Here is a 26,100-nt window from a genome sequence, read left to right as displayed (position 1 = left end):
ATTCTGAAAATTAAGCTTAAATTAAAAGAATGCGATGAAATTGTCAAACGCCTTTGCACTACATTAATAGTACAAAAGTGCAAACGCATAATTTATAAACTAATTAAAGGTATTACATACATTTGGATTACCTGTTTGTAATCCTTTTCTAAACCACGCTAAACGCTGTGCTGATGAGCCATGAGTGAAACTATCTGGAATTACTCTACCTTGGCTCTGTTGTTGCAAGCGGTCATCTCCAACGGCTTCTGCGGCTAAAAATGCTTCTTCAATATCACCTGCATCAAGCTTTCCTTCTTTTTGGATTTGATATCCCCAAACACCAGCAAAGCAATCTGCTTGTAACTCAACGTTGACTGAAACTTGATTTGCTTCTTTTTGACTACGCGCACTACGCTGTAATTGTTGAGTTTGACGAGTAATACCGAGTTTATTTTGTACGTGGTGTCCAACTTCATGGGCAATAACATAAGCAAAAGCAAAATCACCTGCCGCTCTTAATTTGGTTTTCATGTCGTCATAGAAAGAGAGATCAAGGTAAATCTTCTCATCTGCAGGGCAATAAAATGGTCCCATCACAGACTGACCTGTTCCACACGCAGTTGATGTTGCACCACGGTAAAGTACTAAGGTTGGCTCACGATAAGTCATCCCATTTTGGCGAAAATAGTCGCCCCAAACACGCTCGGTGGTATATAACACTTTGCGTGATAAGGTATTCAATTCCGCTTCTTCTTGGCTTGAAATAGTTGTGCTTTGGGTTTGTTGCTGATAACTATCGTCACCTAAACTAATAATTCCCGATAAATCAACCCCGTAATAAGCCCCGACTAATAAAATAATAAAACCTAGAATACCGCCTTTGCCTCTTCCTACAGAAACTCGGCGACCTGAACCATAGCTAGACTGCCCACGGCGATCTTCGACATTACTACTTTCTCTCTCATTATCTAAACGCATAATATCCTCTTTAATATTTGCAAATTTTAAAACTAATCTACCCGCTTGTACTATCTTGCAAGGACTTCTCTTTTACCACGGCTATCCGCTGCAGAGAGAATGCCCTGCTCTTCTAGTTGATCGATAATCCGAGCGGCACGATTAAACCCAAGTGAAAAACGACGTTGAACCCCACTGATAGATGTTGGTCCTCCATCAATCATAAACTGTGCAATTTCATCAAACAGTGGATCTAAATCGCCCCCACTACGCTCATAGCCTTCACTGTTTTCTTCATCAGCGGATGCCACAATACTGTCAATATAGTCTGGTTTTCCTCTTGCCCGCCAATTGTCCGCCACACGTTGAACATCATCATCGGTCATAAATGCGCCGTGAACACGAATAATATCAGGGCTTCCAGCTCCCGAATAAAGCATATCTCCTCGACCTAATAGGGATTCTGCACCTCCTTTATCTAAAATAGTACGAGAGTCAATCTGACTTGCTACCGTAAAGGCAATTCGGCTTGGAATATTCGCTTTAATCACCCCTGTAATCACATCGGTAGATGGTCGCTGTGTGGCAAGAATCAAGTGAATCCCCACCGCGCGTGCTTTTTGGGCAATACGCATAATATGATCTTCAACCTGTTTACCCGCAGACATCATTAAATCGGCAAATTCATCGACGATCAACACAATATAGGTTAATTTTTCAAGTGGCGGCGGTAATGCATCCATCGAATCTCCCGGTCTCCATAATGGATTTGGAATAGGTAAATTCATTTCTGCCGCTTGATCAATCTTCGCATTAAACCCTTCAATATTACGTACATTTAAGCTACTGACAAGCAAATAGCGGCGCTCCATCTCTTCAACCGCCCAACGCAACGCATTTTCTGCTTTTTTCATGTCAGTCACCACAGGGGTAAGCAAATGCGGAATATCGTTATAAATAGATAATTCAACCACCTTTGGATCGATCATAATAAAGCGAACTTGATCAGGAGTAAGCTTAAAGAGCAAGCTTAAAATCATTGTATTTACACCCACTGATTTACCGCCGCCTGTTTGACCTGCAACTAATAAATGTGGCATTTTTGCCATATCGACGACAACTGGCTTACCACTAATATCTTTACCCAAAGCCATTGGAAGTGTCGCTTTACTATCACGGAACACGTTACTGTCTAACACATCACGCAACCAAACTGTTTCACGATGGCGATTCGGCGTTTCAATCCCCATAAAAGGTTTTCCTGGAACGACATCTGTAATACGAATAGCTTCAAAAATAAGCGCTCGAGCAAGATCTGAAGCCAAATTCGTAATTTTCGCCGCTTTCACCCCCGCAGCAGGTTTAATTTCATACCGTGTCACCACAGGACCAACCAACACATCTTCTACCGTCGCTTTTACACCAAAGTTGGCAAGTTCATGTTCAATACGAGCAGATGTTTCAATAATTTCCTGCTCTGTAATTTGCTGCTCTTCTGCCTTCCCTGTTGTTAATAGATCTAAGGTTGGTAAAGGCGTCGTCGGTTTTTCGACTTGCTTTTTCTTTTGTAAAAGTGGATGAATCAATGTCTCTCCATACCCTTTAGGATAAGCAGGAGTAGTTTTTTCTGACTCTGTATTTTTTTCTGCGACAGGTTCAATCACAATTTGTCGTGAAGTCTGTTCTGGCTCAATAGTATCGACAAGCGGTTGGTTCCCCGTCATTTTTTGCACAAAACTAGGCTCTTGAACCTCTGGTTTAATGCTCTCTACACGAACAGTGTGTAATTCTGCTGTATCAATGGCTTGATGATTTTCCTTAACAGGAATGCCTGGTGACACATCTAAGCTAGGCTCTATAGGATTCAGCCTAATACTTGGCATGACAGGCTTTTCAAGCTCAATTTCAGTATTTTCTTCAATAATCTCAACGGGAGCAGAAATGGTCGGCGTAACTACCGTATCTTGCACACGAACAGTCGGCAATACCGTATTATTTTCCACCTTAAACATCGAAGTATCTGTGAGTTTTGTTTCCTCACTAACTGTTTTGATTTGCTCTTCATTGATCGTAACGGTATCTTCATTGGAATCCATTTGAGATACCGTTTTCAGTCCAGTAATATTAGGGCGATTAAAAATTGAAATATCAGTGCGTTTGCCCTCTTGTTGTTCATTTGATGTTGTCTCTTCGATATTCTCTTCTTCATTCGACTGAGTTGCTGATTCTTTCTCTTCTTGAGTCTCAACTTTGTCTTCTAAAATCCAATGATATAAGCGGTTAAATAGCTGTAAAATAATTTGTCCTGAACAAAAATAAAATCCGATTGCCGTAAATAATACCGAGACAAATAACACAACTATTTGTGAGCCTAGCATATCCATAAGCATACTGCCGATAAAACCGCCTGAAAGATAATAAGCAGAATTCGGCAATACAATACCCACGATCCCAGCAAGCCCAACCAATAATACGGTAAAACTTAGCAACCAAAGTGCAATATGTCGCCACTCTAGCTTATCCGCAAGTTTCATGACCAAAAGGTAAGCTGCAGTGAATGTTAAACCGAATGGAAAAACAAAAGCGACTTTACCAAACATAGAAAAAAGAATATCAATCAGCCAAGCGCCCAATGCTCCCGCTTTATTTAATGTTGTATGAGTAACAGAACTAGCACTACTCCAAACATTATCTAACGGGCTAAAACTTGCCCAGGCTAAAATTAAATATGCACCAAAAGCGATGGAAAGTAATAGGGCAAATTTCACCAAATTTTCTTTGCCTTTTAAGCGTTCAATCACAGCAATTCCTTATTTCAAAAGTAAATAGTTAGTTTGTTTGACTTCTTCCATCACCACATAAGTGCGTGTATCGTTTACCCCTGGTAAACGCAATAAGGTTGTTCCTAAGAGTTTACGGTAGGCAGCCATATCTGCTACACGTGTTTTTAATAAATAATCGAAATCCCCTGAAACAAGATGACACTCTTGAATTTCATCTAATTGTTGAACCGCTCGATTAAATTCTTCAAATACATCTGGCTTACCACGTACCAACGTAATTTCAACAATCACCAAAAGAGGAGCTTCTAATAATTCAGGGTTTAATAATGCACGATAACCCATAATAACATTTTGTTTTTCCAAACGTTTCACACGCTCTAAACAAGGCGTTGGTGACAGTCCCACTCGTTTAGACAGCTCAATATTAGAAATTTTTCCATTACGTTGAAGTTCATTCAAAATTTTTAAATCAATAGCATCAAGGGCTTTAGGTAGTTTTTTATTTTCCATTTTGAAACCTTTATAGCGAATTGTTCTAGTTGCTACATTCTATCACTCTTCTTTCTTAGGTTTGAACTTATTTGCAAAAAAATAAAAAAATCCGACCGCTTATAACGATCGGATTTAACTAATATTCAACTAAGATCAACCAGCAACCGATGGCAAAATGCCTTTCTGCATCAAAAATGGAATCACAATAATCACAATCCCCATTATAAAGGCAAGTACTAAACCAACGTTGCCTCCTGCTACGCGATATGGCAAATTAGGATGTAATTGACGTGCTTTCCATGCTAATCCAATTGGCAAAATTAATCCATAAAACGCAAAGAGTAAACCTGCATACCCCAATGCCGCAATAAAGCCATTTGGATAGAATAACGCAAAGGCAAGTGGTGGAATGAAGGTTAATGGCGTTAAGATGAAACGATTTGTCGGTAAATTTACCCGTTTTAATAAATCGCCTACGCCTTCAAAGATCCCCATTGCGACTCCTAGAAAGGAAGTGATTAACGCAAGGGCTGAGAAAATTCGTACCATTTCACCTAAAATTGAACTACCTGTAATTTGGCTCGTTGCTTTCACTAAACCGTTTAACGTTGGATCTTGACTTAATAAGCTGACAAACTCATTTTGGCTCAATACACCATGAGTTGCTAATTGCCACAAGAGATAAGCACCAAGTGGAATCAAAGTACCAATCAATACCGCTACACGAATTTTACGAATATCAGCTTCTAAATAGCTATTGATGCTTCCCATAATTACGTGGAAACCGAAAGAAGTAAAGAAAATCGGTATGGCAGAAATAACCAATAAATTATCTAAAGGAACCGCCGTCAAATTTTCTAATTTTGCTTTAGGAAGCATCATCAGTAACACAAAGACAAAGGCAATAATTTTTCCGATAAAAAGTAATCGAGTTAAACCATCAACGCCTTTAATACCAACGACCACAAAAGCTCCTAGAACGATAGTAAAAATCAGAATACCAATTTTTAGATTGGTATCCCCTTCTGCATCAGGTAGCAATCCTGACACCAAAGAACCGCCTCCTGTAATGTAAGCTGCAAGCAATGCATAGAGTAAAACCAATAAACTGACTGTAGCTAATACACGCCCTGTCATACCAAAATACTGTTCAGCCAATGTCGCGACACCTACATCTTGCTGTTTTGCTGTTTGATACACTTCCATAAACAACAAGCCAGTATAAGTTAATAATAACCAAAGACCGACAAGTAATACCAATGTCATGCCAAACCCCATACCAGCAGAAGTTAACGGCATCGCAAGCATACCAGCGCCAATAGTTGTGCCTGCGATCATTAAGGCACTGCCTAAAATTTTATTTTTCATTACTTCTCCTAAAATAAAAATTTTAGGCATTCTATCAAAGCTAATTTAAAACGTAATGAAAAATTTTCAGTGCAAACAAATAGTTACAAATGATGTAATTTTTTATGATACAAATAACAAAGCGGTAAGATCTTGCAAAAAATTGCCATGATTTCACCGCTTGTTAGACTAGATAAACGTAGATAAATCTAACCGACCACTTGAGGCAACCAACCTTTTTCAATTAAGAATGGCACAATCACAATAAATATGCCGATCACCAAAGCAATCCAAAGAGACACTGCCCCGCCTTTTACTCGGTATGGCAAATCAGGATTTTGGCGACGTAATTTCCAAACCATTGCAATAGGTAAAACGATAGCATAGAAGGCAAACATCTGCCCTGCATAACCCAATGCAGTGATAAATCCTTTTGGATAGAAAAAGGCAAATAACATTGGAGGAATAAAGGTTAATAACCCTAAACTAATACGCCCTGCATTGATATTTACGCGTTTAAGTAAATCTTCTAACGCTTCAAATAAACCTAACGCCACGCCTAAAAAAGAGGTGATTAACGCTAACGCAGAGAAAATACGCACCATTGCCCCAATCATCGAACTGCCTGTAATTTGTCGAGTTGCTTCGGCTAGACCATTTAAGGTTGGATCTTTTTCTAAAATTTGTAAAAACTCAGTTTGACTTAACACACCGTGCGTTGCCAATTGCCATAAAATATAGGCAATTAATGGAATTGAAGTCCCGACAACAATCGAAATACGCAGTGCTTTTACATTGCCTTCTAAGTACTTATTTAAACTTGGGATCGAACCATGGAAACCAAAGGACGTAAAGAAAATTGGGCTCGCTGAAATCAACAGAAAATTATTAATCGGCATTTCAAGTAAATTATCGACAGAGACTTTCGGTAATAATAGACAAAGAACTAAAATAAAGGCGAGAATTTTTGTAGTAAATAACAGGCGATTAATGGCATCAACGCTCTTAGTCCCTAAGATAATAAAGGCACCAAAAACCACCGTAAAAATCACACCCGCAATACGTGTTGTGGTTTCTGCATCAATAATGGTCGGAAGAAATGCCGCTAAAATAGAACTCCCGCCTGAAACATAGGCAGAAAGAATTGCATACAGGAAAATAATCAATACCGATGTTGAAATTACACGTCCAAAGGTACCGTAATATTTTTCAGCTAAAGTGCCTAGCCCAGCATCACTGTCAACAGTTTGATACACTTCAACAAATAGTAAAGCACTAAAGCAGAGTAATAGCCAAAGACCGATTAACAATGCAACTGTAAATCCAAAGCCTATTCCTGCGGATGTTAATGGCATAGCCAACATTCCCGCACCAATCGTCGTACCTGCGATAATCAGCGTACTACCTAATGTTTTGTTTTTCATACAATCTCTCTGTCAATAAAAATGAACAAGGCATTGTAATCAAAATTCAATATTTTGCGAGAAAATGTCGCTAGAAATGACAAAATAATTTTAAAATGGAATGATATGTTTACAACTTTGATTTTTCGCAAAAAGATTTGCAAAATTTTTATTAAAACTGACCGCTTGTTTGCCTAAAAATGAGAAGCGTATAAAGAAAAATTGAATGGTGGGCTAGGAAGCCCACCCTACTAATAATGTTTTATTTAAACACAGCCCAAACAGGAGCGTGATCGGAAGGTTTATCCATTGCTCGAATCTCTAAATCGATCCCTGTTTCAACACAACGTTCTGCTAACATGGTTGATGCTAATACTAAATCAATGCGTAACCCACGGTTATCATCAAAACCTTTAGAGCGATAATCAAACCACGAAAATTTGTCTTCAGTCGTTGGGTTCATTGCTCGGAAAGTATCAATTAGACCATAACCATGTAAACGCCCTAACCACTCACGTTCTTCAGGTAAGAAAGAACATTTTCCGTCACGCAACCAGCGTTTACGGTTTACTTCACCGATACCGATATCTAAATCTGTCGGGCTAATGTTCATATCGCCCATAATCACAATCGGATTTTCAGGCTTAAGCTCGGCTTCCAAATAACGCTGTAAATCTGCATAGAATTTTTCTTTCGCAGGGAATTTCGTTTCGTGGCTACGGTTTTCGCCTTGTGGGAAATAGCCGTTTAACACCGTTAGCATGCCAAATGGTGTTTCAAGATCTGCCATAATCATTCGCTTTTGTGCATCGGCTTCGTCCGTTGGAAAGCCTTTACGTACCGCAAGCGGTTGATTTTTGGTTAAAAGTGCCACGCCGTAATGCCCTTTTTGTCCGTGATGAAACACGTGATAACCAAGGTGATTCACCAAATCATAAGGGAAATCTTCGTCAGCCACTTTGATTTCTTGTAAGCCAATAACATCAGGTTGGTGTTTTTCAATTAGAGCTTCAAGCTGGTGGGGTCTTGCTCGTAAGCCGTTGATATTAAAAGAGATGAATTTCATATTATCCTTTCTATTTGAAATGAATTGTAGGGACACACTGCGTGTGTCCGCTGAATATCGCCTTTAATGCAAAATATAAATTAGACGGACACACGCAGTGTGTCCCTACCTTTAATAAAATTCCCCCCTTTGAAAAAGGGGGGCTAGGGGGATTTTTCTATAAAATCATCGCAGCAACCCAACCAAAGACTAATAACGGAATGTTATAGTGGATAAAGGTTGGAACGACAGAATCCCAAATGTGATCGTGTTTGCCGTCTGCATTTAATCCTGATGTTGGACCTAAGGTTGAATCAGATGCTGGTGAACCTGCGTCCCCTAATGCTGCGGCAACACCCACGATAGAAACCGTTGCAAGCGGTGAGAAACCGAAAGAAATACACAAAGGCACATAAATAGAAGCAATAATAGGAACTGTTGAAAATGAAGAACCAATACCCATAGTAATCAATAAACCAACAAGTAACATTAAGAATGCCGCCATTTCCTTACTACCAATTGAGCCTTTTAAGCCCTCAACTAACTCAGCTACACCGCCTGTTGAATTTACCACGTTTGCATAACCTGAGGCTGCAATCATTACAAAACCGATCATCGCCATTAAACGTAAGCCATCTTGGAAAATATCGTTACTTTGTTTAAGTTTGAATACACCACCTAATGCAAAGATGATTAAACCGACTAAGCCGCCTAACACCGTTGAGTTCGTTGAAAGTTGGACAAAACAGGTTGCAACGATAGCAGCAATACTTATGCCAATGTGGAATGGTTTGACATTCGCTACACGTTGAGCAATATCATCTGCCGTTGGTTCAGGTTTATCTTCTACATAAGAACGTGGCTTACGGTAAGTCACAAATAGTGCAAGGAACAAACCTGCGATCATCCCTAAAACAGGAATAAACATCGCTTTAGTCACTTCCGCTGTATTTGTCACTAAATTGAATGCTTGACCTGCTTGATTGATATTTTTCACTAGAATATTTTCAATAAAGATTTGCCCAAAGCCAGCAGGAATCAACATATAAGTTGCTGTTAAGCCAAAAGTTAATGCACAAGCGACTGCACGGCGGTCAATTTTCAGTTGGTTCATCACACTAAGTAGAGGCGGAACAACAATAGGAATAAATGCAATGTGGACTGGAATCACGTTTTGTGACGCCATTGCGAAGGCAACTAAAGTAAATAATACAACGTACTTAAACCAAAAGACAGAACGACCGGAAGGACGTTTACCAAAAGATTGTATGATCTTGTAAGCCAGTAAATCTGTTACCCCAGATTTTGATAACGCTACTGCAAAAGCCCCAAGAACCGCATAGTTCATTGCAGTTTCAGCACCACCGCCTAAGCCTCCTGTGAAGCTTTTGATTGTTGCGGTTAAAGCTTCTCCTAATGCCATTCCGTTGCCAGAATTGCCTAAAATACCGCAGGTTAGTGCGGAAATAATCAACGCAATGACCACGTTAATTCGCAACAAACTCAATGCGAGTAACACGATAATTGAGATGACCACATCGTTGGATAATAACATTGTGTTTTCCTCTTAATGTAAATACAAAATAAAACCTTTATTCAATTCTAAGAGATAAAAAATAACCCCTTCGAAATCATCTTCCGAAGGGGTGGAAATTGTTTTTAGATCTACTCTCACTTTGCACCGCTCGGAAGTTTCTTCCGAACACGCCAAATGCCCGAAAGATTATTCAGGTAAATGGTGATGATGGTGGTTTCTTGAGAAAGTGTTCATAGTAGCTCCAAAATTGAATGTACCGAAATATATCGTAGAAAAAAACGAAAAGCAAACGGTTTATTACGTTTTTTGTAAATTTTTTCGACTAACTTACCGCTTTAATTTGAATTAAACCGCTTTCCGCATACTCATTACCATCATCTTCCTCTTGCACCACAGGCACAGATGGAATCTCTGCTTTATCAAAGGCAATATCGCCCTCCACGCCGTCAATCAGCTGACCACGTTTAATGCCTTTAAAATCAAACAGATTTGGATCGCATAAGTGTGACGGAGCGACATTTTGCAACGCCGCAAACATCGTTTCAATTCGTCCTGGATATTGACGATCCCACATTTGCAACATCTCTTTCACTACCTGACGCTGTAAATTTGGCTGTGAGCCACATAAATTACACGGAATAATCGGGAACTGTTTCGCCACCGCATATTTCTCAATATCTTTCTCTTTGCAGTACGCAAGCGGTCGGATCACGATCTGTTTTCCGTCATCGCTAATCAGTTTCGGTGGCATTGATTTGAGCTTTCCACCGTAAAACATATTCAAAAACAGCGTTTCAAGCATATCATCACGGTGATGCCCTAAAGCGATTTTGGTTGCCCCAAGCTCCGTTGCGGTGCGATACAAAATCCCACGACGTAAACGAGAACAGAGCGAACACGTCGTTTTACCTTCAGGAATTTTCTCTTTCACGATACCATAGGTATTTTCCTCAACAATTTTGTATTCAACGCCGATACTCTCAAGGTATTCAGGCAGAACGTGTTCAGGGAAGCCTGGCTGTTTTTGGTCTAAATTGACCGCCACAATGTCAAAATGGATCGGGGCATTGAGCCTTAAATTGAGCAAAATATCGAGCAAGGTGTAGCTATCTTTACCGCCCGATAAACAGACCATTACCTTGTCGCCGTCTTCAATCATATTAAAATCCGCAATCGCATTGCCGACATTTCGGCGTAAGCGTTTTTGCAATTTATTGAAGTTATAGGCAATTTTTTTCTCTTTTTGCGTGTCTTGAACTGCGTCTTGGTGCATAATTTGATTGAAATTTTTAATAAAACAAAGTGGCACATAGTACCCACTTCACTATTTTTTTCAAGTCTTTCACGACAGTTAGGAACAACAAATGTCAAATAAACGCATCATCATCGGCATTAGCGGTGCAAGTGGCTTTCAATACGGCTACAAAGCCCTTGAATTATTAAAACCGCTTGAACAGATCGAAACCCATTTAGTGATTTCAAAAGGGGCAGAATTGACTCGTCAATATGAAACGGACATCAGCGAAGAACAGCTTCTTGCCCTTGCTGACGTGGTTCACCCTATTCACAATCTCGGTGCGTCTATTGCCAGTGGTTCGTTTAAGACAATGGGAATGTTGATCGCCCCTTGCTCAATGCGGACGCTTGCGTCTGTCGCTCATGGCTTTAGCGATAGTTTGCTTACACGTGCAGCGGACGTGGTGCTGAAAGAACGGCGGAAATTGGTGTTAATGGTGAGAGAAACACCGTTGCATTTGACCCATTTGGATAATATGCGAAAAGTCACCGAAATGGGCGGAATCATCTTTCCACCTGTGCCAGCCCTGTATCATCAGCCGAAAAGCGTTGATGAAATTGTGACTCACAGCGTTGCCCGTGCGTTGGATATGTTTGATTTGGAACTGGATATTCCACGTTGGACGGGCAAATAATGGCAAACCCAATCCCTGCACATATCGCTCAATTTATCGCTCAACATCACGTTGTAAGCCTTGCTTGCCACAGCGAAAATGAGATTTGGGCAGCAAGTTGTTTTTACGCTTTTGATGAACAATCTCACCGCTTGATCGTCCTTACTAAAACCACCACCGAACACGGCAAGCGAATGTTAGCTAATCCGCATATCGCAGGTACGATTGCAGGGCAGCCTGAAAACATTCGGGAGATTGAGGGGATTCAGTTTCAAGCGGTGGCTCGTTGTCTTGAAAATGAAGCAGAAAAACAGACCGCTTTGCAAATTTATTGGCAAAAACATCCGCTTGCAAAGCTGATTCCAAGTGATGTGTGGGAAATTGCCTTTACCCGAATTAAGCATACGGAAAATAAGGTGGCGTTTGCGAAGAAGAGTGTGTGGGAAAGGGAATTTTTTGAACATACCTACCATTCGCTCCCCCTGCTTGCGGGGGGAGCTGCCGAAGGCTGAGGGGGGATAAGTTAACTCTCGTTTGGTTGTAAATCCCCCTTCCGCCCTTCGGGCACGTTATTCGCTTCGCTCACCCTACGGGTCGTTGGCAAAGCCAACGCTCAAATGCTGCCGCATTTGTCCTCCCGTAAACGGGGGAAGGGAATTTTTTTGAATATACCTATAATTCGCCCCAACAATGATTATTTCACTTCCCTAATCATAATTTCAGACGGGATCACACTGCCCTGCCAATAAAGCTCCGTTGAAACTTTAAGAGCTAAATCAAGATAGGCTTGGCTGATTTCGTGGGTTGGGTCTGCTGCAACCGTTGGTACGCCGTTGTCTAAATCTTCACGCAAGCGGATATGCAATGGCATTTGCCCTAGCACTTGCGTTTGGTATTTTTCGGCAACTTTGGTTGCTCCACCTGTACCGAACAGGTGTTCGTGATGTCCGCAGTTAGCGCAAATATGAACACTCATATTTTCGATAATACCTAACACTGGCACAGAAACACGCTGGAACATCGAAATCCCTTTGATCGCATCAAGCAATGCAATATCTTGTGGTGTTGTGACCACAACAGCTCCAGTCACTGGAATTTGTTGCGATAAGGTGAGCTGAATATCGCCTGTACCTGGCGGCATATCGATCACTAAGTAGTCTAAATCTGGCCACCACGTCTCTTGCAATAGTTGGCTTAAAGCACTGCTCGCCATTGGACCACGCCAAATGGTTGCGTTATCAGGCTCCATTAAATAGCCGATAGAATTTGAGTACAAGCCGTGAGCTTCAATCGGGGTGATGTGCTTGTTATCTGGCGAAACAGGGCGTTGGTTAGCTGCTCCTAACATATGTGGAATAGACGGTCCGTAGATATCCGCATCTAAAATCCCCACTCTCGCCCCTTGTGCTTTCAGGGCTAAAGCAAGGTTTACGGAGGTGGTCGATTTGCCCACACCGCCTTTGCCCGATGTGACAGCGATGATATTTTTCACGCCGTTTACCGCAGGGTGATTGTTAGCACGTTTTAAGGTAGCAATTTGGTAATTTAGTACCCATTTCACACCGCTTGCACCGCTCACTTCCTTGAGTTTCGCTTCCGTTGTTGCTTTGAGTTGCTCAAATCCACTGTTCCACGCAAATGGCATTGTGAACTCAAGACGTAAAATCCCACCGCCTAATTCGGCTTTTTTTAATGCGTTTAATGCAATCAAATCTTTTTGCAAGGTTGAATGTTGGAAACCTTGTAAAACCGCTTTAATATCAGCAAGTTGCTGTTCGGTAAGTTGATTCATTTACTTATCCTTATTGTTGTATTGACGATATAAATCTTTACTATAAATTACTTCGCTAGCATTATTTAAATCATATCCATAGAGACTAGGATCGATACTCACACGACGTTGATATTGAAATAATGGTAACACAGCAACATCTTTTTCTAATTGATGTATAACACTTATCACCAATTGTGAACGTTGTTCAGGTGTTAGATTCTCTATATTAAGCTGTGTCAATAACTGATCAACATACTCATTTTTATAACCACTCTTATTGTCTGGACTTGATGAATAAAACTGATTTAAGAATGAGAGTGCATCATCATAATCTGAACACCATCCAGAGCGTATCAGTTGAAAATTCTGTTGTTCTCTCTTTGTTAAAAACTGTTGCCAATTTAGCTCTTCTAATTCAACTCTAAACATATCTGAACGACTAAGCATTAATGCCATCTTATTCGCTATATCGCTATGTATTCCATCATTATCATGAGTAATTTTTAATTTCAAAGGTTGCGATGCTGAGATTCCCATACTATTTAAAAGTTGCTCAGAACTCGTCGTAGAGATAATACGATCTTGCTGTGGTACCAATGTTTTAGGAAGAGGTAAATGATTTGGAATACCAAAACCCCGGCTAATTTCTGCTGGTGAAACCATCGCCCTAATTGCTTGCCTTGCTTCTAATTTCTGTAATGCGGGGTCATTAAAATTAAATTCATAAAAATAATTACATAACCTAGGAAAAGCCTTAACATCCCGAGTATAGTTTGGCAAAGGATTTTCAATAATATCAAATCTATTTGGGTTCTGAACGGTTGTAATTAACTGATAGATGACCTGTTGAAAAGGCAATTCAGGCGTTACTGCTTGTAACTGTAAACGCCCTTTTTCGATAAGATTAACTTTATAAGCGCCATTCGTCACTGGAAGTTGAGCATACTCTGTTTTTTTACCCTGATAAGTTGGTAATAACGCAGAATGAGCAAGCATTTGTGGTAATTGTCGATTTACCTGATGTAAAGTGATTTGTAGCGTATGTGAATTTAATGCTTTTACACCTAATGTTTCAATCTTCGCTTCACCTTGCAAAATCGCTTTTGCATGTTCTATCCCCATGTAAATTAGATAATTTGCTAAGGGAGATTGATTGCTAGGGTTAACTAATCTCTGCCAGCTTGCGACAAAATCTGATGCAGTAACAGGCTCACCATTCGACCATCTTCTATTTTCATCTAAAATAAAAAGCCAATTTTTACCATCATCACTAAACCATTCACGAGCAAGAGCGGGTATCACGTTTCCTTGTTCATTGAACGCCATTAAGCCAGTAAAAAGATCTCGAATAGGTGCTGCATCTGCTGATACTTTGACAAAATGTGGATCAAGTTGCAAATGTGCTGAATAAATAGCCCTGGTTAACGTTGTCATGGGCCGTGGTGGTTCTCTATTTGGATCTAAATCAAGCGTTGATGTCGAGTTGTCTTCACATCCCGCTAAAAGCCAAATACAAAATATGAATTTTGCAAAATAATTGGCAAATCGCACCGCTTGTAATGATAGAGATTGTAGCTTCATGATAAATTCTAATTAATCGAGGTTAATCCCGGAAAAAGATTACTTAACCCTGCCACAATGATTTCAATACCAAGTGCCATCAAAATTAAGCCCATAATACGAGTCACAACATTTGAACCTGTTTTTCCTAAGCGTTTTACCAAAGGTGCTGAAAAGCGAAAAAGGATATAACAAATGCCCGCAAACAAAATAATTGCAAGACTAAAACCGACAAGATCAACCCATGTATGATATCGAGTTCCCCAAACAATGGTTGAACCAATAGCACCAGGACCTGCCATAATTGGCATAGCGAGCGGAACTACCCCAATATTTTCATATTCAGATAAATCAGCATTTTTCTCTTCTTTATTTTGTTTATGTTCACCTAGTTTCCCACTGATCATTGTCATCGCAATACTCACGATGAGAATCCCCCCTGCGACTCGGAAAGAGTTAAGGGAAATACTAAATGCATCTAAAATCAATTTACCAAAAAAGAGACTAACCAATAAAATCACACCGACAGAAACAGATGTAATTAAATTTGTTCTATTACGATCGGCTTCATATTGATGTGCCGTCATACTAAAAAAGATTGGTAAAGTTCCAAAAGGATTGACAATCGCAAAAAGACCAATAAAAAATTGAAGATAGATAGCAAAATTAATAAAGGTATCCACAGGGTTCTCATAGGCTAATCATAAGTGTTTGCTATTATAATCAGGAATATTTAAAAAGGCTTGTAAAAATTTACGACCACTCCATAAAAATAGATCTATAATTGTCGTTTTATTTTAGTAGCAATCAGAAATATGCGTTTAGATAAATTTATTGCAGAAAACACAGGCTTAACCCGTTCTCAAGCAAGTAAAGCATTACGGGCGGGGCAAGTGACGGTTAATGGTGTTGTGGAGAAAAATAGTGCAGTCAAAATCAGTGAACAAGATGAGATCTGTTTTGACGGCGAAAGGCTTGCGTGGGTTGATGAGGGGCAATACTTTATGCTCTATAAACCGCAAAATTGTGTCTGCTCGCACGATGACGGCGATTATCCAACGGTCTTTCAATTTTTTGATTATCCACTGACCACCAAATTACACTGTGCAGGGCGTTTAGATGCCGATACAACAGGGTTGGTACTATTGACAGATGACGGGCAATGGTCGCACCGTATTACTTCACCAAAACATCATTGCGAAAAAACCTATCTTGTTACCCTTGCAGATCCTGTAGAAGATTTTTATGCAGAACAATTTACAGAAGGGATTTTGTTACGTGGCGAAAAAACGCCAACCAAGCCAGCGACCCTTGAGATTTTGGACGATTATAATGTCAATTTAACCATTAGCGAGGGGCGTTATCACCAAGTCAAACGAATGTTTGCCGCAGTTGGCAATAAAGTCGTGGCATTACACCGCTGGCGAATTGGCGATGTAGTGCTAGATGAAAGCTTGGCTGAGGGCGAATTTCGCACTTTAACTGAAGATGAAATAGCGAGTTTTTAGATGAATAATGTAACCAAACTAAATGGCTGTTTTGTGATTATTATGGGGTTGCTCTCAATGCTTCCCCCACTTGCCATTGATATGTATCTGCCATCTTTCTTGGACATTGCAAAGGATTTGAGTGTCTCTCAAGAAAAAGTGCAAACCACCCTTGCGATTTTCACTTTTGGCTTTGCGATTGGACAACTTTTTTGGGGTCCGATAGCCGATAGTTTTGGACGCAAACCGATTATCTTATTAGGCTTATCAGGCGGTGCTGTAGCATCATTTTTCTTAACGCAAGTGTTGAGCATTGAGAATTTCTACCTACTTCGCCTGTTGCAAGGCTTATTTGGTGCAGCACCAGCCGTTGTATTAGGGGCATTGGTGCGAGATCTGTTTGACCGCAATCAATTTGCCAAAATGATGTCCACCATTATGATTATCACAATGATCGCACCGCTTGTTGCCCCGATTTTAGGCGGTTATGTGGCGAAATGGCTCCATTGGCACGCGATTTTCTACATTTTAATGGTAATGGGCATTGTCTGTTGCTGTTTGGTCGCACTCAAAATTCCTGAAACTTTAGCTACTGAAAATCGAATGCCGTTGAGCTTTCGCAAAGTATTGCAGAATTTCATCGCCCTACTCTCCCACAAAGCCACACTCGGCTATGTATTAGTCGGCGGAATGTCGTTTGCTGGAATGTTCTGCTTCTTGACTTCAGGCTCATTAGTTTATATCGGGCTATACGGCGTTTCGTCTGAGCATTTCGGCTATTTCTTTATGTTGAACATTGTGGTGATGATTGTGATGACCGCAATCAACGGGCGTTTGGTGACGAAAATCGGTTCAGAAAAAATGTTGCGATTAGGAATGATCTTGCAACTTACCGCAGGAATTTGGCTGATTATTTCGGCAACTTTGCAATTAGGCTTATGGTCAATGGCAATCGGTGTGGCTGTATTTGTCGGAATGGTTTCAACCGTTGGCAGTAATGCTTCTGCAGCAATTTTGGATCGCTATCCGCAAATGGCTGGCACGGCTAATGCTGTGGCAGGTACAGCTCGTTTTGGGATCGGCTCACTCATTGGGGCAGGTTTATCGCACATTCCTTTAACTAGCGAACGCCCAATGCTTTACACAATGGCAGCCTGTACGATTGCAGGGTTTGTGGCGTATTATTTCCTTTCTTGTCGAAATACAGAGCATTAATTTGCTCTTCTCTCTATCAGTAGTGGGGCAAACGCCCCCTACTTTAATTCATTATCTGATATTTTCTTTCTCTTTGATAAAAATCCTTATAAATTCCAAGCATTAAGAATTAATACCATAAAAACAAACATCTCCAGGATAATATCCTAATAAATCATCGAATTTACTGTTTTTTAGACTTTATCACAGAATAAAAAAACAAAAATTTTCAAAAAATAGCATTTTACTTTTGTTTTAAGTAGCGATATATTCCGATACATTCATTTGGTAAGCGGTTGCATTGACGATATGTTTTGCAATTTCCGTTACCTAAGAACGAATATGGGGGGCTTGACCTACAAGTGTTCGAAACCTATACCCCTATGATTTTAATCTAATTTTCCGTTCGCTCTCCCTGCTTGCGGGGGGAGCTGCCGAAGGCTGAGGGGGAGATAAACCATATAAGTGCAAGATCGTGTTGCAACTTCGTTGCAATCCCCCCTTCCGCCTTCGGCACCTTCCCCCGTAAACGGGGGAAGGGAATGATTTAAAATCAATTAACTATATGTTTCGAACAGTTGTGGGTCTTGCACCACCACTTACGAATGCGATTTTTTTAATGATGGGTTAAGACCCACCCTACAAATTAAAGAGTTGGAAACGATGAAAAAGACTTTATACGAAAAATTATTTGATGCTCACGTTGTTCACGAAGCCGAAGGCGAAACGCCGTTACTTTATATCAACCGCCATTTAGTCCACGAAGTGACTTCACCACAGGCGTTTGACGGCTTGCGTGCAATGGGACGTGAAGTGCGTCAGCCAGCCAAAACGGTGGCGACAATGGATCATAATGTTCCAACAGATAGCCGTGATTTAGGTGGTTCTGGGGAAATGGGACGTATTCAAATGGTCGAGCTGGCAAAAAATACCGAGCAGTTCGGTGTAAAACTTTATGATATTAACCATATCAATCAGGGGATCGTTCACGTGATGGGGCCAGAGCAAGGTTTGACATTGCCTGGTATGACGATTGTTTGTGGCGACTCGCACACTGCAACACACGGGGCTTTTGGGGCTTTGGCTTTTGGTATCGGTACTTCTGAAGTAGAACACGTTCTTGCGACCCAAACGGTAAAACAAGCCCGTGCGAAGAAGATGAAAATCGAAGTGCGTGGCAAGGTGCGTGAGGGTATTACCGCAAAAGATATTGTGTTGGCGATTATCGGCAAAACCACAATGGCGGGCGGTACTGGTCACGTTGTGGAGTTCTGTGGCGAAGCAATTCGTGATTTATCAATGGAAGGTCGTATGACCGTCTGCAATATGGCGATTGAACTCGGTGCAAAATCAGGCTTAATTGCCCCTGATGAAACCACCTTTGCCTATTTGAAAGGTCGTCCGTCTGCCCCAACGGGTAAGGATTGGGACGATGCGGTGGCTTATTGGAAAACCCTACATACTGACGAAGGTGCTGAATTTGATACAGTTGTAACCTTAGAAGCGTCAGAGATTGAGCCACAAGTCACTTGGGGAACAAACCCTGGTCACGTTATCGGCATCAACGAATTAATCCCAAATCCAGCAGATATGGCAGATCCGATTGAACGTCAATCGGCAGAAAAAGCCTTAGCCTATATGGGCTTACCGCACAGCATCAAATTGACCGATGTCGCTATCGACAAAGTCTTTATCGGCTCTTGCACCAACTCTCGTATTGAAGATTTACGTGCCGCAGCAGCTGTGGCAAAAGGTCGCAAAGTGGCAAATGGCGTGCAGGCGTTGGTTGTGCCAGGTTCGGGTTTAGTGCGTGAACAGGCGGAAAAAGAGGGCTTGGATAAGATTTTTATCGAAGCTGGTTTTGAGTGGCGACAACCGGGTTGCTCAATGTGTTTGGCGATGAATAACGACCGTTTAGAACCTGGTGAGCGTTGTGCTTCAACCAGTAACCGTAACTTTGAAGGTCGTCAAGGTCGTGGCGGACGTACTCACCTTGTTAGCCCAGCAATGGCGGCTGCAGCAGCGGTTCACGGTAAATTTGTCGATATTCGTCACGTGGAATTACATTAAGGAAAAAGAAAATGGCAAAAGAATTTAAACAACACACCGGCTTAGCCGTTCCACTTGATGCTTCTCATGTGGACACTGATGCGATTATTCCAAAACAGTTCTTACAAAAAGTCACCCGTGTTGGCTTTGGCGCTCATTTGTTTCACGAATGGCGTTTTTTAGATGATGAAGGCAAACAGCCAAACCCTGATTTCGTACTAAATTTCCCCCGCTATCAAGGGGCAAGTATTTTGCTTGCTCGTGAAAATTTCGGCTGCGGATCTTCCCGTGAACACGCCCCTTGGGCATTAGACGATTACGGCATTCGTGCCATTATCGCCCCAAGTTTTGCCGACATTTTCTACGGTAACAGCTTAAACAACCAAATGTTGCCAGTACGTTTAAGCGAAGAAGAAGTGGACGAATTATTTAAATATGTGGAAGCGAATGAAGGGGCAATGATCACCGTCGATCTAGAAGCTCAAACCGTATCAGCCAACGGTAAAAGCTACCACTTTGAAATCGATAGCTTCCGCCGTCACTGCCTGTTAAACGGCTTAGATAATATCGGTTTAACTCTACAGCATGAAGCAAAAATCGCAGAATACGAAAGCAAGATTCCAGCGTTCTTACGCTAATTCCCAAAAACGCATACAATATGTATGCGTTTTTTATCTATCATTAGAGCTTCCATGCTAAAAAATCTCTTCAGACAGCACATAATTATTATCAGAAAATGATATAAAATGGACTTTACACGCCTAAGGATAAGAAATAAAAAAACCGCTAAAGAGCGGTTGATTTTATGAATGGTGCCAGTGGTCGGACTCGAACCGACACGCTTTATGGGCGGCAGATTTTGAATCTGCTGTGTAATCATCTTCTTTACACAAAAAACTCAAAGAATAAAGGAATAAATCCTGCCCTCAACAACAGTATAACGGGCAAGATTTATTCTACTTCTTTCTGTTTTCTTGTAAAGTCTAGAAATGGATTTTTGTGGAAAATTTACAGTAGATCACATTTTTATAAGGAATCTACACAATTTCGGATCATTTCACAGTTATACTCTATATAGCTTAATGTTACCTTTATGTCACTGTGTCCTAGTAACTGTTTAACATTGTATACATTGTCCACATTTTTCATTAGCTGGGTCGCTATTGTATGTCTGAAACGATGGCTAGAAATAGGGAAGCCAACATTCTTTGAAATGACTTTGGTTAAGTGGCTGATTTGATCCCTTGTTGTTTTTTTATCCCTACTTCTTGTGTGAGATGATACGAGATTCAGGTTAAATAATTGATCTGCCTGTATCGCATTTCTTTGGCGTAATTCGAAAATTAGCTTATGTAAATATGGCATTAGCTTTTTCGAAATAGGAATCTCATGGTAATTATGATTTTTATTGATGTGAGATGAAATCTTTATGATCTTATTTTCTAAATCAACGTCCCCAATAGTAAGCTGAATGAGTTGACTTCGTCTCATACCTGTATATCTTAAAGTTTGAATTAATGCCAAGCTGAACCAGTTAGGTCGCAATATGTCTGGAAGGTCTTTGTTGTTGGATAAAAAATCAACTACACGGTCGATTTGGGCATCCGTTAATGTTTTCTTTTTCACTTTGTCCTCAGTGATAAACACTTTGGAAAACGGGTTCTTTTCTATAGATAAAAATCCATTTTCGATACCGAAGTTATAAACACTTCTGAGATGTCGTGCATACCCATTCCAAGTTATTGGTTTAGCTGTTTGTAAAACCTTGTTTCTCCATTTAATGACGAAATCTATTGTGATGTCGTTTGGATTCATTCCAGGGTAGGTTTTTTCTAGTAGGCTGAATATCTTACGATATCCTACTTCAGTATACGGGCGTAATTTTTTGTACAAAAAATTTTTCTAACAATTGATGGAAAGTCATTGTAAATCTCCTTGTAACTTTAACCACTGGTTATTTAGCAATATTTTATCCCCAATAAACAATTTCATATCTTCAATCAGATACCCATTTAAGAGTGATTGTTTATTTGGACCGACAATAGAGCAAGTCCAAATGTTTCGGCTATCGTCATCTGTGTGTTGACGTTTATGTATGCCTAAATTTTGGAATTGCTTTTGTAGCAACTCCCAAGATTCTTTGTCTGTAGAGTTAGCTACCTCCTTTAAATATAGCTGAAATATGCTTGGTGTAACAAGAAAGAGATGCTTTTCTACAATATGTAATTTAGCATTTGGTCTATTGATGACAAGCTTTCCAGAAATAACTCCCGCTTTAACCCAACTTATAAATTTTCGAGCATCTATGAGACTGCTGTTATCCACTGCGAGATTATCTTTAGCTTGTTGAGAGATGTTTCCTAAGTGTTTTTGTTCTGATTCAGTAGGTTGTAGAACATTGCCCAGTGAAGTTTTTACTGGATCATTTAAATTTATTTCCTCAATCCCAGAATCTTGAGACACTGTTTCAGTCATTGGAGAAAACATATTGAGAACATAATCTATTTCCATGGACTCATTAGATTTCTGCGGTCCCTCATCCTTTAACATTCTCTCACTTTGGATAGTATTTTTTTCAGTTGTGAGCTGCTCTTGTTCACTCTTTTCTGCGAATCTCTTGAGTGTTTCCGTTTCTAACGTCTCGGCTGGCTTAGGTGGTAGATATGTAGTGGTTGTTATTCCACCATTATCATTAACAATATCAATTCGCCCATCAAATATTTCGGGTCTATCATCTAGGTTCTCCCAAATGATTTCTGGAGATATTTTCAATAAAGTAAAAGGTTTCGGTGGAGCCCATCCTACATTAGATATGACTTTTCCATTCCAAATAGCCGTATCACTACTTGTTTTTTGAATCAATCCATGTGCTTGTAACTCATCAAATATTTTTCCATTTTGTGCAGGAACAGGCACGCCTTGTAGCATTAAATATGAACGAATATTATCAGCGGTACTTTTGCTCATTAGCCATAAAGCATCCTCTGTTAGCCAGCCATCACATCCACCTTTAGGGGCATTAAGTTTGAATTTTTCCACCACATTTCTTAATGCAATGTGTAACTGTTTTGCAAAAGATAGTTTTGGTTTTTCAGATAATTTTGAAGGGTCACCGCCCAATGCCATGGTGACACTGATTTGATCTGCTCTTTGTATAATTTCTGACAAAATTCCAGATTTATCAGGATGGCCCGAAATGAAATACATTAAACTTGAAAAAGCTTGTGGAAAAGGAGCGATCCAGTCAAATGCTTCTTTAGGAATAAGATTATTTGCAAAAAAGCAACCTAAAACAGGGTGCAATGAATAATCTCTATTTTTAATGTATCGGAAATTATATGGTTGTTCAGGTTTACCTTGCCAAGGAAACCATCTTGTGCCATTTTGCAAAACAATCTCAATATCTACAGCAATTTTACCGATGTCGTGCAATAATGCAGCATAAATCACAACAGCTGTCCACACGTCTCTTTGTTTCGCTTGTTCTTCGGGAGCTGAATTCTGCGGTAAAACATAGCTTTGCCTTAATTTAGCTGCAATAGATATGACTTCAAGTCCGTGATCAAGCATTCCACCTACATGGGAGTGATGGTGAGACTCTGAAGCTGGAAGATGCTGAACTATCTCGGCGAATTTTTCTATAGGAGCCTTATACAACACATTGAACATTTGTGGTTCCATAGATACATTCTGCCAAATCGTTTTTAGATATTGTTGACGTAAAGGAGATGAGAGCAATTTATCAGCAGATAAAGGCTCATGCCATCCTACAGATAGCTGTTCTGTTGAAGTCTCTGTTACTACTGAGTTTGTTTTTTTTATAAGTGATCTTAGAATCTTTATCATATCTTAACTTCTTTGGAGATTTTAGGTTATTAGAGCAAGTTTCTAGAAGTGAAAAAAGTATAAATTGATGAAACTAATTTATCATTTCTTGTGATACATATATGTCTAACGATAAGGGAAAATACTATGATTAATTCTTCACAATTAGAGTCTAATTTTCTTAGTATTCTGAAATTCTTTAAGTGTCGATACGCTGAGAAGAAGGAGTTGGAAAAACTGCTTCAATCTCCGTCTTTCATGGTGAATATAAGAACGATAGGTTTAGGATATAGACGTTTTTTTTGGAAACATCTAAGTGAGCACTGTATCGAGTGGCGTTTCCGTAAAAGTGAAGGGATGAGCAGTTCGTCTAAAGGGGATGAACTTGCGCAATTATTTAGTAAATTAAGCTATACACACATATATCATAACCAAAAGATAGACTTACAGAGTATTACCAACATTTCGTCATCAAAGTCTGATTTATTAGCAATGAATAGCTTAGATAAACTTGTCATTGTAGACAGCCAGGATTTAATCCCCGAAATTACTGAAAAGCAACTCAACAAAAACTTATCTCATTTTGATAGTAAAATTTTCCATCGTAATAACGAAACAGTAACTTGTGATTTATGGACCGGTGAATTTACTTGGCATAATGAATGTGGTGGTAGTCATCATTTTTGTGCAGCTCGATATATTGCTAGACACCTAGAAAAGCAGGTTTCACTTACAGTCAACTTAGAAGTTAACGCCATAGATGAAGCTGTTTATAACGAATTATTCGACAAATATGATATTTTTATCATTTCTACATCTGATAGTGAAAAAAACAATTTATTGAATGAGACATTATTTAACTTAAGAGCAACATTTATATCTATTCCACTTAATTTTGATTATTTTTCAGTTGATAAAACATTAAGAAAATCAAAGTTAATCGCTTTTTATAGAGATGATGTTAGAGTTAGAGATATTGTTGATATCTTTAAACGATATAAAATGTTAAATTGCTCAGAATATTTTTCAACTTTATTGAAACAACAAAGATTGAATATAGAAAAGCCAATATATTGAATCTCACTAAAAATAATGGGGAGTTATCTCCCCTAAATTAGATATTTAAATGATTAGTTTGTTTTATTTAATCTATCAGAAATTTCCCTAATTTTTTCAATAATATATTCAAAGGTAAATTTGCTATTATCATAAATCATTCCTGCATTATTCATTTCTGTATAATCCTTTCGTAATTCAGATAGATCATTATTATCTGGAAGTAGCTTAAATTTATGGTTCAAGCAATCAGAATAATTAGCATAGCTAGCATTAAAGAAAATAGATTTATGGTTTACTACATCTTCTAGTAGCTGATGATTATCCATAGCCAATTGACCAATATCTTGTTCATATAATTTTACCAAATCATACCAATGTCTTGAGAGTCGCTCCGCATTTTGCCTTAACCCTCGATGGCACTCAACGTGAATAAGTGTTGCTTTTTCCCAAAAAGTTCGCTGTGGAGATAGCACAGTAATATTTGGCTCAGGCAATTTAAACTCAAGATTATCTTGTGCTACATATGGTCTAACGATATGCATTTCATTTGGATCAATAACATTTCTACCACCTAATTCTATTAGAACAGACTCCTTTATATACTGCTCAGAGTTAGATAATACAGAAGGATAACTCAGCCAAATTTTTTCACCTGAATCATCAACAGTTATATTACAAGATTGAGACAAATCTTTTAATGCTAATTCTAAAGCTGGAACTATAATTGCATCTCTATATTTTTTAACACTTTCTTTAAGTTGTTCACTAAATAATTTAGCTTTAGTTTTACTCATTTTCGGATCGAATGAATGAGATATATCAAAAAATCGATAATCTAATGTGATATCAACATCCTCTGAAAATCTGTTAATTGCATTAAAAACTTTAGATAATGAAGTTCCACCTTTAAATGCCATAGGATGTCTATTTGGTATATTAAAAATAACATCAAGAACCCAACATAGCCAAATATCCTTTTCAAGAATAGTATCTCTCATTGATAATTTATTACTATAATATTGAAGTATTTCTACTTGGGTCTCATTATCTATTTCAAAATACGATTCGTTATTCATATTTTATGCCTTTAACTCTATTTCATTGATTACATTGTACATCCAACCAGCTAAATTTGCATTTTTTAATGTAGCAAATTCCTCATCAGTAAGAGATGTTTTTAAAGCAATTATTACTGAAGGTGTGACAAGTTTACGACCAAGATACCATAAGGCAGATATCGCCAAACCGATCTTTGTTCCTGCGTACTGGAGCTTTCTCTGGTTAGATGTATGAATCATGTGTACTTCTTTATTACCAACTTTGATTTTACGGCTTGCCCCATTCGTATAAAACACAGCCTTTGTAGGTACTTGAGTGCTAAGTTTAAACTGTCTCGCCGCTTCTGCCCCATGTACTTGAATCGTTTCTCCATTTTGTTGCGAGATTATCTCTAACACACTTTCAACTTTTACTGGCACATTTCCTACAAATCTATTTTTTATAGGACGAAAGAAAAGTCCTCTAGCAGCTCTTTCAATTTCACCTTTTTGGACCATTCGAGACAAGGCTTTATCTACAGTTGCTCGGTTACCTAATTCTAAAAAGTCTCTAGATGAGAACACAACACCTTTCTCAATGTGTTGAATTTTATGCTTAATTCGTTGAGCAACAGGCATAGCCCCCCCTAAATGTCAAA

The 26,100-nt window shown here is 39.3% G+C and carries 22 protein-coding genes and 1 other annotated feature; of the genes, 7 read left to right on the top strand and 15 right to left on the bottom strand.

Annotated features, from left to right (window positions below):
- Positions 1–99: 99 nt before the first annotated feature.
- The 8 genes from ypfJ to ttcA all read right to left on the bottom strand — a co-directional run bounded on the left by ypfJ (position 100) and on the right by ttcA (position 10,819).
- Positions 100–960 (bottom strand): KPN_02809 family neutral zinc metallopeptidase, encoded by an 861-nt coding sequence (gene ypfJ / locus C5N92_RS10370; protein ID WP_111750775.1) that lies wholly within the window; start codon positions 958–960, stop codon positions 100–102.
- Positions 961–1,010: 50 nt separating this feature from the next.
- Positions 1,011–3,740 carry a DNA translocase FtsK gene (locus tag C5N92_RS10365; RefSeq protein ID WP_111750774.1) on the bottom strand — a complete coding sequence of 910 codons (2,730 nt, stop codon included), beginning with the start codon at positions 3,738–3,740 and terminating at the stop codon, positions 1,011–1,013.
- 9 nt (positions 3,741–3,749) lie between these two features.
- On the bottom strand, positions 3,750–4,232 hold the full coding sequence (gene lrp, locus C5N92_RS10360; protein WP_111750773.1) for a leucine-responsive transcriptional regulator Lrp: 483 nt from the start codon (positions 4,230–4,232) through the stop codon (positions 3,750–3,752).
- Between the two features lie 135 nt (positions 4,233–4,367).
- Positions 4,368–5,582: an aromatic amino acid transport family protein gene (locus tag C5N92_RS10355; protein ID WP_111750772.1), complete on the bottom strand. Its 1,215-nt coding sequence runs from the start codon at positions 5,580–5,582 to the stop codon at positions 4,368–4,370.
- Between the two features lie 188 nt (positions 5,583–5,770).
- Positions 5,771–6,985, bottom strand: coding sequence for an aromatic amino acid transport family protein (locus C5N92_RS10350; RefSeq protein WP_111750771.1), 1,215 nt, complete (start codon positions 6,983–6,985; stop codon positions 5,771–5,773).
- Between the two features lie 241 nt (positions 6,986–7,226).
- Positions 7,227–8,030: an exodeoxyribonuclease III gene (gene xthA / locus C5N92_RS10345; protein ID WP_111750770.1), complete on the bottom strand. Its 804-nt coding sequence runs from the start codon at positions 8,028–8,030 to the stop codon at positions 7,227–7,229.
- 157 nt (positions 8,031–8,187) lie between these two features.
- Complete coding sequence (locus C5N92_RS10340) at positions 8,188–9,564, bottom strand: Na+/H+ antiporter family protein (RefSeq protein ID WP_111750769.1); 1,377 nt, start codon at positions 9,562–9,564, stop codon at positions 8,188–8,190.
- A 61-nt stretch (positions 9,565–9,625) separates the two neighbouring features.
- Positions 9,626–9,757 (bottom strand) — a sequence feature (His leader region).
- 111 nt (positions 9,758–9,868) lie between these two features.
- Positions 9,869–10,819, bottom strand: coding sequence for a tRNA 2-thiocytidine(32) synthetase TtcA (gene ttcA / locus C5N92_RS10335; RefSeq protein WP_111750785.1), 951 nt, complete (start codon positions 10,817–10,819; stop codon positions 9,869–9,871).
- Between the two features lie 91 nt (positions 10,820–10,910).
- Here ttcA and C5N92_RS10330 point away from each other — a divergent pair, with 91 nt between their 5' ends.
- Positions 10,911–11,477 carry a UbiX family flavin prenyltransferase gene (locus tag C5N92_RS10330; protein WP_111750768.1) on the top strand — a complete coding sequence of 189 codons (567 nt, stop codon included), beginning with the start codon at positions 10,911–10,913 and terminating at the stop codon, positions 11,475–11,477.
- Positions 11,477–11,968 carry a pyridoxamine 5'-phosphate oxidase family protein gene (locus C5N92_RS10325; protein ID WP_111750767.1) on the top strand — a complete coding sequence of 164 codons (492 nt, stop codon included), beginning with the start codon at positions 11,477–11,479 and terminating at the stop codon, positions 11,966–11,968. Before C5N92_RS10330 ends, C5N92_RS10325 begins: the two co-directional genes overlap by 1 nt.
- A 182-nt stretch (positions 11,969–12,150) precedes the next feature.
- Here the strand turns inward: C5N92_RS10325 and apbC are convergent, their stop codons facing one another.
- From apbC to C5N92_RS10310, 3 genes are all read right to left on the bottom strand, one after another.
- Positions 12,151–13,248, bottom strand: coding sequence for an iron-sulfur cluster carrier protein ApbC (gene apbC / locus C5N92_RS10320; RefSeq protein ID WP_111750766.1), 1,098 nt, complete (start codon positions 13,246–13,248; stop codon positions 12,151–12,153).
- Positions 13,249–14,664 (bottom strand): peptide ABC transporter substrate-binding protein, encoded by a 1,416-nt coding sequence (locus tag C5N92_RS10315; RefSeq protein ID WP_165827756.1) that lies wholly within the window; start codon positions 14,662–14,664, stop codon positions 13,249–13,251.
- A 155-nt stretch (positions 14,665–14,819) separates the two neighbouring features.
- Entirely contained in the window at positions 14,820–15,473 is a 654-nt protein-coding gene (locus C5N92_RS10310; protein WP_111750764.1) for a YchE family NAAT transporter, read from the bottom strand.
- A gap of 132 nt (positions 15,474–15,605) precedes the next feature.
- Between C5N92_RS10310 and rsuA the strand changes: the two genes are divergently transcribed.
- The 4 genes from rsuA to leuD all read left to right on the top strand — a co-directional run bounded on the left by rsuA (position 15,606) and on the right by leuD (position 20,158).
- Positions 15,606–16,298, top strand: coding sequence for a 16S rRNA pseudouridine(516) synthase RsuA (gene rsuA, locus C5N92_RS10305; RefSeq protein ID WP_111750763.1), 693 nt, complete (start codon positions 15,606–15,608; stop codon positions 16,296–16,298).
- Complete coding sequence (locus C5N92_RS10300) at positions 16,299–17,492, top strand: Bcr/CflA family multidrug efflux MFS transporter (protein ID WP_111750762.1); 1,194 nt, start codon at positions 16,299–16,301, stop codon at positions 17,490–17,492. It abuts the gene before it with no gap.
- A 642-nt stretch (positions 17,493–18,134) separates the two neighbouring features.
- Positions 18,135–19,541, top strand: a complete 1,407-nt coding sequence (leuC, locus tag C5N92_RS10295) for a 3-isopropylmalate dehydratase large subunit (protein WP_111750761.1) — start codon at positions 18,135–18,137, stop codon at positions 19,539–19,541.
- An 11-nt stretch (positions 19,542–19,552) separates the two neighbouring features.
- Complete coding sequence (leuD, locus tag C5N92_RS10290) at positions 19,553–20,158, top strand: 3-isopropylmalate dehydratase small subunit (RefSeq protein WP_111750760.1); 606 nt, start codon at positions 19,553–19,555, stop codon at positions 20,156–20,158.
- 388 nt (positions 20,159–20,546) lie between these two features.
- On the opposite strand, the gene C5N92_RS10280 is transcribed toward leuD, so the two are convergent.
- Positions 20,547–21,413: a tyrosine-type recombinase/integrase gene (locus C5N92_RS10280; RefSeq protein ID WP_238138447.1), complete on the bottom strand. Its 867-nt coding sequence runs from the start codon at positions 21,411–21,413 to the stop codon at positions 20,547–20,549.
- A gap of 27 nt (positions 21,414–21,440) precedes the next feature.
- Positions 21,441–23,366, bottom strand: coding sequence for a MobH family relaxase (gene mobH / locus C5N92_RS10275; RefSeq protein WP_111750758.1), 1,926 nt, complete (start codon positions 23,364–23,366; stop codon positions 21,441–21,443).
- 126 nt (positions 23,367–23,492) lie between these two features.
- On the opposite strand from mobH, the gene C5N92_RS10270 reads away from it, so the two are divergent.
- Positions 23,493–24,422: a DUF6685 family protein gene (locus C5N92_RS10270; protein ID WP_111750757.1), complete on the top strand. Its 930-nt coding sequence runs from the start codon at positions 23,493–23,495 to the stop codon at positions 24,420–24,422.
- Positions 24,423–24,475: 53 nt separating this feature from the next.
- On the opposite strand, the gene C5N92_RS10265 is transcribed toward C5N92_RS10270, so the two are convergent.
- Positions 24,476–25,480 carry a nucleotidyl transferase AbiEii/AbiGii toxin family protein gene (locus C5N92_RS10265; RefSeq protein ID WP_111750756.1) on the bottom strand — a complete coding sequence of 335 codons (1,005 nt, stop codon included), beginning with the start codon at positions 25,478–25,480 and terminating at the stop codon, positions 24,476–24,478.
- Between the two features lie 3 nt (positions 25,481–25,483).
- Positions 25,484–26,080 carry a DUF6088 family protein gene (locus C5N92_RS10260; RefSeq protein ID WP_111750755.1) on the bottom strand — a complete coding sequence of 199 codons (597 nt, stop codon included), beginning with the start codon at positions 26,078–26,080 and terminating at the stop codon, positions 25,484–25,486.
- Positions 26,081–26,100: the final 20 nt, after the last annotated feature.

Source organism: Glaesserella australis (genome assembly GCF_003260095.1).
GTDB classification, from domain to species: Bacteria; Pseudomonadota; Gammaproteobacteria; order Enterobacterales; family Pasteurellaceae; genus Glaesserella; species Glaesserella australis.
This window is presented reverse-complemented; position numbering and strand designations above follow the sequence as displayed.